This is a genomic window from Comamonas thiooxydans (assembly GCF_002157685.2).
Taxonomy (GTDB): domain Bacteria; phylum Pseudomonadota; class Gammaproteobacteria; order Burkholderiales; family Burkholderiaceae_C; genus Comamonas; species Comamonas testosteroni_H.
Window position 1 is genome coordinate 4,690,615 of the sequence record NZ_AP026738.1, and the last position, 13,290, is coordinate 4,703,904.

Here is a 13,290-nt window from a genome sequence, read left to right on the forward strand (position 1 = left end):
CGCCGCACCCATTTTTCTTTAAAGGACTTCTCGGATGTTTGAAACCTCCATCGCCGGCAGCCTGCCCAAACCTGCTTGGCTGGCTGAAACCAACAAGCTCTGGCCCCAGTGGAGGGCCGAAGGCGATGCACTGCTCCAGGCGAAAGCCGATGCGACCCTGCTGTGGATCAAGGCCCAGGAAGACGCAGGCCTGGACATCGTGTGCGACGGCGAGCAATCGCGCCAGCATTTCGTGCATGGTTTCCTCGAACAGGTCGAGGGCATCGACTTCGAGAACAAGGTGAAGATGGGCATCCGCGACAACCGCTACGACGCGATGGTGCCGCAGGTGGTCTCAAGCCTGCGCCTGAAGGGCCGTGTGCATGCATTCGAGGCGCAGCTGGCGCGTGCGCACACGAAGAAGAAGCTCAAGTTCACCCTGCCCGGCCCCATGACCATCGTCGACACCGTGGCAGACCGCTTCTACGGCGGAGACACCGAAGGAAGGGTCAAGATGGCCTTCGCGTTTGCGGAACTGCTCAACCAGGAAGCGCTCGCGCTGCAAGCCGACGGCGTGGACATCATCCAGTTCGATGAACCCGCCTTCAATGTCTACATGAAGGATGCCGCCGACTGGGGCGTGCAGGCGCTTGAGCGCGCGGCGCAGGGTTTGACCTGTACCACGGCGGTGCACATCTGCTACGGCTACGGCATCAAGGCCAATACCGACTGGAAGAGCACCCTGGGCGACGAATGGCGCCAGTACGAGGCGGTGTTTCCCGCGCTGGCCAAGAGCCGCATCGACCAGGTGAGCCTGGAGTGCATCCACTCCCATGTGCCGCCCGACCTGATGAAGCTGCTGGCCGGCAAGGACGTGATGGTTGGCGTGATCGATGTGGCCAGCGACGTGGTCGAGACCCCCGAGGAAGTGGCCGACACCATCGGCCGGGCGCTGGAGTTCGTGCCGAAGGAGCGGCTGTTCCCATGTACCAATTGCGGCCTGGCACCGATGGGGCGGGACGTGGCGTGGCGCAAGCTGCAAGCGCTGGCAGAAGGCACGAAGCTGGCCAAGGAGCGGTTCGCCGCGGCTTGAAGTTCACCGGCTAGTAGCGACCAGCCATCCTGGTCGAGCCGCCGTCGGCGGCGCGACATATCCAACGCATGTATCACGTCGGCAGGCCCGACGAACTTCACCAGCGAGTCACGCGCCGCTTTCACTCTATCCATGATGATTGTGGTCGCGCGATGCCCGAGGTTGCTTACAGATACTAGGCGGGCAGTAGGTCCAAGCGATCAGATCTGAGGCTTGAATCGCCCCCGGCCCTCAGACTGGGTCTACTTCCCTTTAGCAATGGTGATGGCGAGCCTGCCGAAGTCATTCCCCCCAGGAGCTTCCAGATCCAGTCCGTTATCAAATAGCGGCCCGACATAGGGAGCCTTGGTACACACGTCAGTATTCAGCTCTTGCGGCGAGGGGCGCATTGCTGCGAGCATCCCGACCACCACCGCCACAAATGCTACTGCGGACATGGCATACCGGGCAGGGTATCTCCTTCGGATTTTCAACGCTTCTCGCATGCGCCGACTCATCCAAACCCTTTTGCGCGCATGCGGAGCGGGCCGTACTCGGTGCGTGACCATGATCCGATCGGGCAGACCCGTTCTGTAATGTGCGACGACTGCCAGCATGTTCACCTGCTCTTTCCCACGATGTAGTCGACAACCTTCTTGATGTCCTCATCGGAGCAGTCTGAGCAGCCCCCGCGTGCGGGCATGGCATTTAAACCCTTGATCGCATGCTCCAGCAGCTTGTCGCTGCCTTGCGCGATTCGGGCGCTCCACGCAGCCTTGTCTCCGACCTTGGGCGCACCTGCAACGCCGCTGGCGTGGCACGCTGCGCAGCTCGCGTTGTAGACCGCGTCCGCGGATCGTGGCACAGCCGGAGCAGCAGGCGCCTCGGCCACAGCCACGCTCGCCACAGGCTTGATCCGCTCGTTGGTCTCGATCACCGAAGCCAGCGTCTCACCGCGCGCGTTCTTCACCGCCAGATGGAAATAGGTGGCGATATTCACCATGTCCGTATCGCTCAGCGGCTTGACCATAGCGACCATCGTCGGATCTTGCCGCTGACCGTTGCGGTAGGCCTGCATCGCCTTGATCAGGTAGGCGCGGTCCTGCCCCGCGAGATGTGGCGTGCCGCTGATCTTGGACACGCCGTTCTCGCCATGGCAGGCGAAGCAGACCTGCGCCCGCTTCTTGCCCGCTGCGATGTCGGGAAGCTGTGCCGACGCGGTGGAAGCCAGTCCCAGCCAAGCGGCCACGAATATGAGGGCCGTGGTGGCCCGCCGTGCAATCGTTGTCATTGTGAGTCTCCTGCGTTCAAAGGGTGAAGGCGTTGCGCATCCAAATCGTGATGCCGTACGCGAAAAAGACCGTGATCCACACGCCCAGCACCGCCACTGCGGCGGTTCCCAGGCGCGCGACGCCACGCTCGGCGGTGTACAGGCCCTGCACGCGGCCGGCGCGGTAAATGGTGGTGAGAAAGAAGCCGCCCACCAGACCACCCACGCCAATGAAGGTGGAGAAGAACAGGACCATGGACGGCCAGTCGGCATGCACGGTGTAGTCCGTGATGTCGTAGCCAAAGGGCAGCATGTAGCGGATGCGGATCAGCTCTCGCCACACGGCCAGCACCCCGAGCACGCCCAGGCCGGCCAGCATCGGGAGATAGCCGTGCACCTGCAGGCCTCGGCGCTGCACCCACCAGGCCAGTGCCAGCAGCGAAGCTCCGAGCGCCCATCCCACCGGGTGCCAGCTCAGCCGGGTACTGGCCGGATGCACGAACTGCCAGGCCAGCAGCAGCACGAACGAGATCACCAGGCCCCGCATGGCCAACCGATGGCCGAGGCTGCGCGCGAGCGCGAGGTACTCGGGTGCTCGATCCGGCCGACCACGGAAGTAGTCCGCGTAGGCCATGAGGTACAACCCCAACGCCGGCAGTGACAGGCTGATGATGAACAGGTAGCGCGGCCACTGGATGGCGTGCAGCGTGGCACCCCGGCTGTCCACCACCCCGCCCGGCGCGTACCAGTTCATCCACTGATCCGGCAGCAGCGACTGGTAGGCCAGCACATGCATGATCAGGCCGTCGAGCAGGAACAACCCCAAGCCAACCAACGCAAACACACCCAGCCGCTTTTTCGCTCCCTCGTGGTTGCTGTAGTAGAAAACGAACCACGAGCAATAACCGATGATCAGCGTGAAGATGAACGCGATCAGCCAGCGCGCCGACAGCACGCTGGCGGTGTACCACTGCGGGTCGTAGATGACCTGGGTGAACAGCAGCGGCGCGACGCCCAGCACGATCAGCAGCGAGACCCCGACCTTGGCGGCCTTGGTCATCGCCATCGAGAGCTGCTCCCAGTGCGTGCCGGGAGCGCGCTTGCAGAAAGCATAGATCGCGAACGCAGCCGTGCCCAGCGTCATGTGGACGAAGGCGATGTGGAAGAGCCAGGTGACGATCATCAGCACCTGGAAGATGACCGGGTGGGACGGTATGCCCGCCGGATCGCGCATGGCATGCAGAACGGTCCCGATGTCCATGGTCTTACTCCTGTTTCACGCCGGCCTGGGCCGACACGGTGGATGGGGGGTGGCCAGCGGCGCGGCGGGCATTGGCATCGGCCAGGAACGCGGCGATGGCCTCGACTTCTTCGGCCGGCAGGTCGATGCGCGGCATGTAGGTGACGGCACCGTGTTTGAGCGGGCCATTGATGAAGGCCGCGATCAAGTCCTTGTCGGTGGACCCGTAGAACTTGTCCGGGATGTTGCGCAGCGGCGCACCCGGCTCAAGCGCATGGCAGTTGGCGCAGGAGATCTTGGCCAGCACGCGGCCCACCTCGATCTGGTTATCCGGCGTGATGGTGCGCAACCGGTCCGGAATGAAGGGATGCAGCTTGAGCAGCCCTTTCTCGGCGATCACGTCCACCTCGCCCTGGATGCCCTTGCCGGGCACGTCGCGCGCGATCACCTGGTTGCCGTAGATGTACTGGCCTGCCACATAAGGCTTGCGCATGCTCTCTCGCATGCGTTCCTCCGGCCAGACGCCCACGATGCCGATGAACAGGAACAGGGGCACGGCCACCCAGGTCGTGACCCACAGCGGACGCCACCAGGCAAACACCAGGTAGGCCACGGTCACCGCGACGACGGCGATCATGCCCCAGGCATAGCGCGGCAGCAGGTGCGAATCCAGCATCACCAGCGCGTTGTGCGGCAGGGTCTGGAGGTAGTAGAAGAACATGATTACGGCGACCGCACCGCCTATCAGGCCCATGGGCGCGATGGTGCGCACCACGCTCTTGCGCAGCGCCTCGGGCTTGTCCTTCATGCCCGCGACCACCATCAGTCCGACGATGGCCGCCATCACCAGCATCGACCCCGTGCGCACGCCCAGGTGCGCGAAGAAGTTGATGTTGTAGAAGGCGTCGTTGGTCGAGCCCGTCTGGTACCAGGCGTCGTTGCCCGGCCACATCATGAAAGAGATGATCCCGACGATCAGCAGCATCGTCGCCCACGACGCGAGCGCGAAAGCCCAGGTGAGCTTGAGGTGCGTGCGCGCGTCGATCTTGCCGATCAGGTAGACCAGTGCATAGACACCGATCACCTCCACGGTGAAGTACACCCACTCGGCGGCCCACACCCAGACGAAGCTGTGGATCAGCCCGGCCGTACCGCGCGGACTGGCGATGGTGATGGCGTACCAGATGCCCACGCCGGTGACGGAACCGACGATGTACGAGAACACGAGCAGGAACTTGCCGTAGCGTTTGATGAAGTCCATCAGCTCCGGCTTGTTCTCGCGGTAGGCCTTGGTCTCCAGCAGCGCGAACAGGAAGGATGCGCCGACCGATGTGTGAGAGGCCACGACGTGGATCACGCCGATGATGCCCATGACCCAGGCCGAACCGATCCAGGGCATGTAGAAGGTGGGATAGAACCCGATGATGTCCATGGCTGTCTCCTTGGATGCCGAGCGGCTTCAGGTGCTGGGCACCGGCTGGCAGCACGGCGGCGAGGAGGACGGAGGCGCGGCGTGGGCGGCACCCGGCGGCACAGGCGCACTGCCTTGCGTGAAGCCGACGGCCCAACTGAGCCAGAGCGCGACGGCCAGCGCGGACAACTTCATGCCGCGGCGGGCGCCGCGTACGGAAAGCCAACGGCTCATGGTTTGGCCTCCGCAGGTGCGCGCAGGCTCGACTCGGCCACGGGCTTGGACTGAGCCGGCGATGCGACGGAGGAACGGGAGGCGACGGGCACGTCGCCACGAACGATCTGTTGGCCGGACCACAGGATCCAGACAAACATGGCGATGGCGGCACCGATGTTCAGGTGCGTCATGGCGCGCATCGCCTTTTCGAGGAAAGGCATGGAATTCTCCAGACAGGTATCGCGGGGAGCGGCACGCGCGCACGACAACCCTGCGCGAGGGGCGCAGAGGCTCAGGCGTGGCGAGCCGCGTGGAAGCGAGGGGTCAGGAGAATCGAGGCGGCGCGCGGCTGTGGTGCGCGGGCCAGACGGCCGCCGGCAGGGGCGGCGTCAGTGCGGGCGGCGCGGGCACACCGCGCACGGTGCCATCGGCCAGCACCAGCACGCCGGGCGCATGGGCGACGGCGGGCAGGTCCTGCTGGAGACGGCAGTACGGGCAATGCACGCCCGTGTGGATGCTGTTCTTCTGGTCGTCGGGTGTTTCGTCCACATCCACCGCGACCAGTTTGGTGCCGGTGGAGGTACAGACTTCGATCCAGGCTTGGCCGGAAGACGAAGCCAGGAAGGTGGTCAACGACGGCGCAACCGATCCAAACAGGACCGCCAGTGCGGCGATCCAGAGGATTCGGGTGCGGAGCCGGCGCAGGACCAGGGTCATATCAGCCGTCGGTGCCCGTCGAGGATCCAAACAATCGGTCCTTGGCCGTGAGCAGCTTCTGCATCTTGGAGCCCATCTTCATCAACTGCGCCATGGACTCGGGCGAGAGCCGCTGTAAGTCATCGAACCAGTTGTTGGCCAGATCCACCAGATCGTGCATCTCGCGCATGCGCTGCTGAGCGAAGGCGTCTTCGGGCGAGGTGGTGTCGGCCAACAGCGACTCGCGCAGCACCGAGAGCGTAGGCGCTACCTCACGCCGACGGCGCTCGGCGGCCACCACGCGGAAGATTTCCCACACATCACCCAACGAGGAGAAGTATTCGCGCCGGTCGCCAGGAATACGACTCTGCCGAACCAGCCCCCAGGACTGCAGTTCCTTGAGTCCGATGCTCACGTTGGAGCGGGAAATGCCCAACTGCTCGCCGATGTCGTCCGCATGCAGTTGCCGCTCCGTCACGAACAACAAGGCGTAGATCTGCCCCACCGTGCGGTTGATCCCCCAGCGGCTGCCCATCTCGCCAAAGTGGCTGACGAAGCTGTGGACGAGGGGGCTCATGGGTAAGGTGCAGTTTTCGAGTTTTCAGAGAATTCGGAAAGTATGACATGAATCATGTTGAAACAAGCCATAATGCGAAACATGCACGCCTTGCGCACATCCTCAACGCTCATCCGCCTGGTTTTGGCGTGGTTTGCGTTGACGCTGGGCGTCGCCATGGCATCGCCCCTTGTCGCGCCCAAGACGATGGAGATGATCTGCTCGGACGGCGGCACGATGAGACTCATCGTGGTCGACAAGAACGGTGAAGTCGTCGAAGCCGGCCAGCACACGCTCGATTGTGCGATGTGTCTGCCGGCATCTTTGCCTGCACCTGCCACCACCCGGCAGCTCACCCAGCCGCAGCCGCTGGCGCATGCCCTGACTCCGATTGAGGAGGCGCGCATCGCCGCCCTCGTCGGAGCGCCCCTGCCGCCTCGCGGCCCTCCCTCGCGCGCCTGACATCCGGCTGCTGAAGCGATTCGGCCAGAAGCGTACGTGAGTATGCCTAATGGCCGCTGATCGGCGCAACGGCTCCGCGCACACGTCCTGAAGGGCTCCTGCCCGCTGCGGCCCATGGCATGCCCATCGGCCACGACTGCGCTGGCATCGACGCGACCTTGCCTCGGCCGAGATGGTTCATCCGAGTCCACGCGGACTCGCTTCTCTCTCTACGCCCAGATCCATCAGAACCGCTTTCGAGGATCGTCATGCAAGCCCATCCGCCAGTGTCTCTCACCATCTTGGCCGCCGCCAGCCTCATCGCCATGGCGACCAGCGCCGTTGCGCAAGAGTCGACGGTCACATCCACACTGCCCGCCGTCACGGTCACCGGGGCGCCGGACGACTACCGGCCGCCAGCCACCAGCACCGCCACGCGGACAGACACGCCTTCGCTGCAGACCTCGCAAAGCGTTCAAGTCGTGCCCCGCGCGGTCATCGAAGACCAGAACGCGCTCACGCTGACCGATGCCGTGCGCAACGTCTCGGGGGTGCAGTACGACTTCGGGTTCAACGGGTCCATGCAGCCGCTGCTGATCCTGCGCGGGTTCCCCAGCACGTCGATGACAGCCATGGGTTCCATGTCGGGCAGTTCCAGCTACTACCTGGACGGCTCCAAAGTCATGGGCGTGCCGATCAACATGGCCAATGTACAGTCGGTCGAAGTCGTCAAGGGGCCGGCCAGCGTGCTGTACGGCCGCTCGGAACCGGGCGGCCTTGTCAACGTGGTCACCAAGCCAATCTCCAGCGTGTCCGAGCTGAGCTTCGAGCAGACCATCGGCCAGCGCGGCCTCTCGCGCACCGCCATCGAAGCCTCGGGCAGCCTCAATGCCGACCAGACGTTGCGCGGCCGCGTGGCCGCGTCGCACTACACCGCGGATTCCATCCGCGATTTCGTCGAGGACCGGCTGAGCAGCTTCACGGGCAGCCTGGCCTGGGTGCCCGATGCGCGCACGAACGTCACGGCCACGCTGGACTACTCCGACAACCGCTACCGCACCGACTACGGCATCCCGGCCGTTGGCAACCGGCCTGCCGATCTCCCGTGGTCGCGCCAGTACAACGATTCGCCCTATCTCTCCAGCGCCAAGACCACGAGCCTCAAGCTCGATGCCTCCCACCAACTCAACGACGCCTGGCAGATCAAGGGCCGCCTGCTGAGCCTGCGCAGCGACACCTCCGAGATGGACATCGCGCCTTACCGCGTGGACATGGGCATGGCCATGCTGCCCAGCCAGACCTGCCCCGGGACTGGCGACCCGATGTGCCGCTACTACTTCGGCGTGCGCCCTGATGGCCGCTACAAGGTCGATCAGGTCAACGTGGACCTCACGGGCAAGTTCCAGACCGGTGGCATCGGGCACACCGTGTTGGTGGGCTTTGACACCTACCGCACCAAGAAAACCGGAACGACCTATACGCAGCAGGTGGACGCTGTCAGCGTCTACAACCCGTCCCTGGGCAACACGCCCGGCTTGGATCCGATGATGTCCATGCCACAGGACTACGACGACCACAGCCGCTGGACCAGCTTCTACGTGCAGGATCAGCTCGCCCTGGGCAACGGCGTCTTCCTCACCGGCGCGCTGCGGCATGACCGCACGAACGCGGTGTTCGGCATGCCGGGCACGGAGCCGAACAAGCAATCCTTCACCACGCCCCGCCTGGGCGCCGTGTGGCAGTTCGCACCCAACCAGTCCATCTACGCCCAATACCAGGACTCGGTGGCCGCGAACAACGGCCGCGATGCGGTCACCGGCGCCGCACTGGATTCCGAGCGCGCCCGCCAGATCGAGATCGGCCACAAGATCGAACTGTTTGACGGCAAGCTCAGCTCCACCGTGGCCCTGTTCGAGCTGACCAAGCGAAACCGAGGCGCCACCGTGCCCGATCCGCTGTCCCCCACCTTGACCAACGTGGTCACCATTGGCAAAGCGGTCGCGCGCGGCCTGGAATGGGACGTGTCGGGCCAGCTCACGAAGAAGCTGTCGCTGATTGGCTCCTACGCCTACACCGACGCCAAGGTCACCGAAGACCCGACCTACCAGGGTATGAAGCTGGCCAACGTGGCACGGCACACTGCCAGCCTCTGGGCACGCTACGCCGTTGACAGCCAGTGGACGGTCGGCGGCGGCGTGTTCGCACAGAGCCAACGCCAGGGCGACTCGGGCAACACCTTCCAGTTGCCGGGCTACGCGCGCGTGGATGCGATGGTCGCCTACCGATTCGCACTCGGTGCCAGCAAGGCGTCTCTGCAGTTCAACCTGGACAACGTCTTCAACCGCAAGTACTACACCGGCAGCCACCAGTTCCTGCAGGACTGGATCAAGCTGGGCAACCCGCGCACGGCCAAGCTCACGCTGCGCGTGGACTACTGAGTGCCAGGACGTGGCCATGATGATCACTGAACGGCGCAGCTTCCTGCGCGCAGCCACCGCCGCGCTGGCCGCCTCGCCGTGGCTGACCCACGCGGGTCAAGGCCAATCGGCCCAGGTGTCCGCGCAGACGCCCGCGCCGCACGATATGAGCGCCATGCCCGCGTCCTGGACCGGCAAGGAACAGATCGGCATGCTGCTCTATCCGGGCATGACCGCCCTGGACTTCGTGGGGCCGCAGCACATGTTCGCGGCACTGATGGGGGCGAAGGTGCACCACGTCGCCAAGACCCTGGACCCGGTGGTGAGCGACACCCAACTCGCTCTCTCGCCGACGGTGACGCTGGAGCACTGCCCGCGCGACCTGGACATCCTCTTCGTCCCCGGCGGTGGCGCGGGCACCATCGACGCGATGCGCGACGCGCAGATTCTGGCCTTTGTCGCAGACAGAGGCCGGCGCGCGAAGCTCGTGACCAGCGTCTGCACCGGCTCGCTCGTGCTGGGCGCGGCCGGCCTGCTGCAGGGGTACAAGGCGACCACGCACTGGGCGACGCACGCACTGCTGAAGGAAGCGGGTGCCATTTCCGTGCAAGCGCGCGTGGTGCGCGACCGCAACCGCATCACCGGTGCCGGGGTCAGCGCGGGCCTGGACCTGGGCCTGGCCATCGTGGGCATGCTGCGCGACCCAGCCTACGCGCAGACCGTGCAGTTGCTGGCCGAGTACGCCCCCGAGCCGCCCTTCGACGCTGGGACGCCGCGCACGGCGCCACCGGCCGTCACCACCATGGTGGCGGACATGTTCAAGGATTTCGAGCTGCAGGCCCACGCCGCTCTGGCCCGGACCAAGGTCTCCCGGCCTGCGTCGAGCCGCTGAATCGGTGATGAATTTCGACCACGCGAACCAGTACCTGCCGAGGCTGTGGGCCCGGCGCGCGGCTCAGTCCACGCTTGGATGCGCTCCGAAGCGAGCATGGTGCATCGCCATGGCTGCTTGTGCGTTGGCGTTGGGCGGCTGCGGCGACAAGGCGCCGCCGCGCGCCGAACCGCCTGCCATTGAACGGCTGTCGGCCGAGGATGCGGCGCTGAAGCAGCAACTGCCCCAGGACATCACGCCCGAGAACCACTCCATGGTCATGGATGCGATTCTGGGCAAGCCCAAGCATCCCATTCGGCAGATCGGCATCCTGGTCTACGACGGTGTCAACGACCTGGACTTCACGGGGCCGCGCTACATCCTGGGCCAGGCAGGCGCCACCACGCGGCTGATTGGCGTGAAACCGGGCCCGATCAGGACCGTGATGGGCGTGCAGGTCATTCCCGACACAGTGATCGACGACGTGAAGCAACTCGACATCCTGATCATCCCCGGCGGCTTCACCGGAACCATCGAGGCGTCCTACGACGACCGCGTCCTCGACTGGATCCGCGCCATCGACCGAGGCACCACCTACACCGGCGCCATCTGCACGGGGGTGTGGATCCTCGGCGCCACCGGGCTGCTGGAGGGCAGGCGCGCTTCCACCAACTGGTACCGCGAAGAAGAGTTCCTCAAGAAATACAAGGCCATCCCGGCCAACGAGCGCTACACGCGCGACGGCAAGTACTGGACCTCGGCGGGCGTCACCGCCGGCATGGACATGTCCCTGGCCTTGCTCAACGACAACTGGGGTCAGCGCTACACGCAAGGCGTGATGCTGGACATGGAGTACGACCCCGCGCCGCCGATCCAGGGCGGCACGCCCGAGAAGACCGGCTGGCTGGTCGAGTGGATGGTGAAAGCCATGTACGACGCGGGTGTCGATCCGCTGATCAAGCGCCTCGAAAGCCAAAAGAAGGAACGCACGGAAGGTCCCGTGCCCCCTCGCTGACTCCACCCCATCAATACCCCCAAGAAGAAATCGCATGCACCAACACGCTTCACCTCTCTCCATTGCCCTTGCCGCAGCGGGCCTGCTCACCTTGGCTCAGGTGCCCAGTGTCTGGGCGCAATCGGCGATCGCCACACTTCCGACCGTCGAAGTTCGGGCCTCCACCTCCCCGGATGCCCAGGCGGCAGAAGCGTTGAAGAACGCACGAGAGGAACTCAACCGGCGCGCGGGCGCAACCGCCGTCATTGATGCGCAGAGCTACACCAGCGGCCGCGCCGCCACGGCCGTCGATGCGCTGGCCTACGCCCCTGGCGTCGTCGCGCAAACGCGCCACGGACAAGACGCTCGGCTGTCGATCCGCGGCTCCGGCATCCAACGCAGCTTCCTGATGCGCGGCATCCAGCTCTACCAGGACGGCATTCCGCTGAACCAGACCGACGGCGCCGCCGACTTCCAGTCCATCGACCCCGCAGCCCTGCAGTACATCGAGGTCTGGCGTGGTGCCAATGCGCTGGAGTACGGGGCGAACGGCCTGGGAGGTGCCATCAACTTCGTTTCGCCCACCGGCCTGACGGCGCCCACGGCGGCGCTGCGGGTCCAGGCCGGGTCGTTCGGCCAGCGGCAGGCACAAGCCAACCTGGCGGCCCGTGGCGAGGTGGTCGATGGATTCCTCAGCGTCAGCCGGGGTGAACAGGACGGCTGGCGCGAACAGTCGGGCTATCGGGCCGACCGGCTTTCGGGCAATGTCGGTCTGCGCCTGTCGGACACGCTGGAGTTGCGCGGCTTCCTCTCGTACGTCGATTCGACCATGCAGATGCCGGGCAGCCTCTCGCTGGCGGCGATGAACGCCAACCCGCGCCAGGCCGGCACCAATTACGCCGCGCTCAAAGCCACGAACGATTACACGCAGAAGCGCGCAGCGCTGCGGCTGACCTGGCAGCCCAGTGCCGACGTTCGCTGGACGACCTCGCTGTACGGCGCAGACCGAGACCGCTATCACGCGATGACCGTCGGCATTCTGCAGCAGGACATGCAGGACACCGGCCTCGACTCGCGGGTCGCGGTCGAGTTCGGCACGCCCGTGCTGACGCGCCGTCTGGTCGCGGGCTTCTCCTTCGCTCGGCTGGACGGCGAAGAGCGGCGCAATGCCAACGTGGCGGGTAGTCCGGGGGCCGCCACAGGGCGCACGCAACTGGACGGCCGCCAGAACACGGTCTATGCCGAGTACACGCACGGCTTGAACGAACGCTGGGCCTTGCAGGCGGGCGTGCAAAGCGTGCAGGCACGCCGCCGCCTGGACAACCTGATGAACCCGGCCGCGAGCTACGACGTCAAGTTCGAGAGCACGTCGCCCAAGCTGGGCGTGCTGTACACCGCGTCCCCGCAGTCGCAGTGGTTCGCCAATATCAGCGGCAGCTTTGAGGCCGCTCCGTTCGGCGAGGTGGCCTACAACGCGACGAACCCGCTGGCACGGGCGCAAGGCGCGACCACGGTCGAGTTTGGCTGGCGTGGCCGTACCGATCAATGGACCTGGGACGCGGCGCTGTACCGCTCCAACGTGCGGCGCGAGTTGCTGGCCATGACCAACGCCAGCGGCGTAGCGCTGGGCACGGTCAACGCCGATCGCACCATCCACCAGGGCCTGGAACTGTCGGCCACAGGCACGCTCGCGCCCGGCTGGACGCTGCGCGGCCAGTACCTCTACAACGACTTCCGCTTCGACGGCGACGCCGTGTATGGCAACAAGCGCCTGGCCGGCGTCCCGCCGCACCTGCTGCGCGCCGAGCTGCAGTGGCAGGCGGCACCCTGGATCAAGGTGGCACCCAGCCTCGACTGGCAGCCCTCGCGCACCTGGATCGACCATGCCAACACCGTGGCGGCAGACGGCTTCGCGCTGCTTAATCTCACGCTCAGCGGCACCTTGCGTGGCGGCTGGGGCTGGTTCGTCGAAGGACGCAATCTCACCGATCGCCGCTACGCGGCCACGACCGCCGTGCAGGCCAACGCCCGGGGTCTCGACGGCGCTTATTACTTCCCTGGGGATGGCCGGTCCGTCTATGCCGGACTGACCTGGCGCACACCCTGATCCACAGGAGCTTCGGCATG

Annotated in this window: 13 protein-coding genes; 6 read left to right on the top strand and 7 right to left on the bottom strand. The window is 65.4% G+C overall.

The window, feature by feature from the left end; genetic code table 11:
- Positions 1–34: 34 nt before the first annotated feature.
- Entirely contained in the window at positions 35–1,072 is a 1,038-nt protein-coding gene (locus tag CTR2_RS21820) for a methionine synthase (protein WP_087081045.1), read from the top strand.
- A 242-nt stretch (positions 1,073–1,314) separates the two neighbouring features.
- Here CTR2_RS21820 and CTR2_RS21825 read toward each other — a convergent pair whose 3' ends face one another.
- From CTR2_RS21825 to CTR2_RS21855, 7 genes are all read right to left on the bottom strand, one after another.
- On the bottom strand, positions 1,315–1,557 hold the full coding sequence (locus CTR2_RS21825) for a hypothetical protein (RefSeq protein WP_140400978.1): 243 nt from the start codon (positions 1,555–1,557) through the stop codon (positions 1,315–1,317).
- A 113-nt stretch (positions 1,558–1,670) separates the two neighbouring features.
- Positions 1,671–2,342 carry a c-type cytochrome gene (locus CTR2_RS21830; RefSeq protein ID WP_217896225.1) on the bottom strand — a complete coding sequence of 224 codons (672 nt, stop codon included), beginning with the start codon at positions 2,340–2,342 and terminating at the stop codon, positions 1,671–1,673.
- Positions 2,343–2,358: 16 nt separating this feature from the next.
- Complete coding sequence (locus CTR2_RS21835; RefSeq protein ID WP_087081041.1) at positions 2,359–3,582, bottom strand: hypothetical protein; 1,224 nt, start codon at positions 3,580–3,582, stop codon at positions 2,359–2,361.
- Positions 3,583–3,586: 4 nt separating this feature from the next.
- Complete coding sequence (locus CTR2_RS21840) at positions 3,587–4,993, bottom strand: cytochrome ubiquinol oxidase subunit I (RefSeq protein WP_087081039.1); 1,407 nt, start codon at positions 4,991–4,993, stop codon at positions 3,587–3,589.
- Between the two features lie 209 nt (positions 4,994–5,202).
- Complete coding sequence (locus CTR2_RS21845; protein WP_087081035.1) at positions 5,203–5,409, bottom strand: hypothetical protein; 207 nt, start codon at positions 5,407–5,409, stop codon at positions 5,203–5,205.
- A gap of 103 nt (positions 5,410–5,512) precedes the next feature.
- The gene (locus CTR2_RS21850) at positions 5,513–5,905 is read right to left on the bottom strand and encodes a DUF2946 domain-containing protein (RefSeq protein ID WP_087081033.1); all 393 of its coding nucleotides are present in this window, start codon (positions 5,903–5,905) and stop codon (positions 5,513–5,515) included.
- Position 5,906: 1 nt separating this feature from the next.
- Positions 5,907–6,461 carry a GbsR/MarR family transcriptional regulator gene (locus CTR2_RS21855; RefSeq protein ID WP_087081031.1) on the bottom strand — a complete coding sequence of 185 codons (555 nt, stop codon included), beginning with the start codon at positions 6,459–6,461 and terminating at the stop codon, positions 5,907–5,909.
- A gap of 81 nt (positions 6,462–6,542) precedes the next feature.
- Between CTR2_RS21855 and CTR2_RS21860 the strand changes: the two genes are divergently transcribed.
- The 5 genes from CTR2_RS21860 to CTR2_RS21880 all read left to right on the top strand — a co-directional run bounded on the left by CTR2_RS21860 (position 6,543) and on the right by CTR2_RS21880 (position 13,270).
- A complete protein-coding gene (locus CTR2_RS21860; RefSeq protein WP_087081029.1) occupies positions 6,543–6,902 on the top strand; it encodes a DUF2946 family protein in 360 nt (119 codons plus the stop codon).
- Between the two features lie 248 nt (positions 6,903–7,150).
- Positions 7,151–9,319 carry a TonB-dependent siderophore receptor gene (locus tag CTR2_RS21865; protein ID WP_087081026.1) on the top strand — a complete coding sequence of 723 codons (2,169 nt, stop codon included), beginning with the start codon at positions 7,151–7,153 and terminating at the stop codon, positions 9,317–9,319.
- Between the two features lie 16 nt (positions 9,320–9,335).
- A complete protein-coding gene (locus CTR2_RS21870; RefSeq protein ID WP_087081024.1) occupies positions 9,336–10,190 on the top strand; it encodes a DJ-1/PfpI family protein in 855 nt (284 codons plus the stop codon).
- Positions 10,191–10,299: 109 nt separating this feature from the next.
- On the top strand, positions 10,300–11,184 hold the full coding sequence (locus CTR2_RS21875; RefSeq protein WP_176391595.1) for a DJ-1/PfpI family protein: 885 nt from the start codon (positions 10,300–10,302) through the stop codon (positions 11,182–11,184).
- Between the two features lie 34 nt (positions 11,185–11,218).
- Positions 11,219–13,270 (top strand): TonB-dependent receptor family protein, encoded by a 2,052-nt coding sequence (locus CTR2_RS21880; RefSeq protein ID WP_087081019.1) that lies wholly within the window; start codon positions 11,219–11,221, stop codon positions 13,268–13,270.
- Positions 13,271–13,290: the final 20 nt, after the last annotated feature.

Bases quoted from the DNA above. Each gene is read 5' to 3' on its own strand.
- CTR2_RS21850 (WP_087081033.1), bottom strand. From the start codon at position 5,905: ATGACCCTGGTCCTGCGCCGGCTCCGCACCCGAATCCTCTGGATCGCC.
- CTR2_RS21835 (WP_087081041.1), bottom strand. From the start codon at position 3,582: ATGGACATCGGGACCGTTCTGCATGCCATGCGCGATCCGGCGGGCATA.
- CTR2_RS21870 (WP_087081024.1), top strand. From the start codon at position 9,336: ATGATGATCACTGAACGGCGCAGCTTCCTGCGCGCAGCCACCGCCGCG.
- CTR2_RS21865 (WP_087081026.1), top strand. From the start codon at position 7,151: ATGCAAGCCCATCCGCCAGTGTCTCTCACCATCTTGGCCGCCGCCAGC.
- CTR2_RS21825 (WP_140400978.1), bottom strand. From the start codon at position 1,557: ATGCGAGAAGCGTTGAAAATCCGAAGGAGATACCCTGCCCGGTATGCC.
- CTR2_RS21880 (WP_087081019.1), top strand. From the start codon at position 11,219: ATGCACCAACACGCTTCACCTCTCTCCATTGCCCTTGCCGCAGCGGGC.
- CTR2_RS21875 (WP_176391595.1), top strand. From the start codon at position 10,300: ATGGCTGCTTGTGCGTTGGCGTTGGGCGGCTGCGGCGACAAGGCGCCG.
- CTR2_RS21845 (WP_087081035.1), bottom strand. From the start codon at position 5,409: ATGCCTTTCCTCGAAAAGGCGATGCGCGCCATGACGCACCTGAACATC.
- CTR2_RS21860 (WP_087081029.1), top strand. From the start codon at position 6,543: ATGCACGCCTTGCGCACATCCTCAACGCTCATCCGCCTGGTTTTGGCG.
- CTR2_RS21820 (WP_087081045.1), top strand. From the start codon at position 35: ATGTTTGAAACCTCCATCGCCGGCAGCCTGCCCAAACCTGCTTGGCTG.
- CTR2_RS21830 (WP_217896225.1), bottom strand. From the start codon at position 2,342: ATGACAACGATTGCACGGCGGGCCACCACGGCCCTCATATTCGTGGCC.
- CTR2_RS21855 (WP_087081031.1), bottom strand. From the start codon at position 6,461: ATGAGCCCCCTCGTCCACAGCTTCGTCAGCCACTTTGGCGAGATGGGC.
- CTR2_RS21840 (WP_087081039.1), bottom strand. From the start codon at position 4,993: ATGGACATCATCGGGTTCTATCCCACCTTCTACATGCCCTGGATCGGT.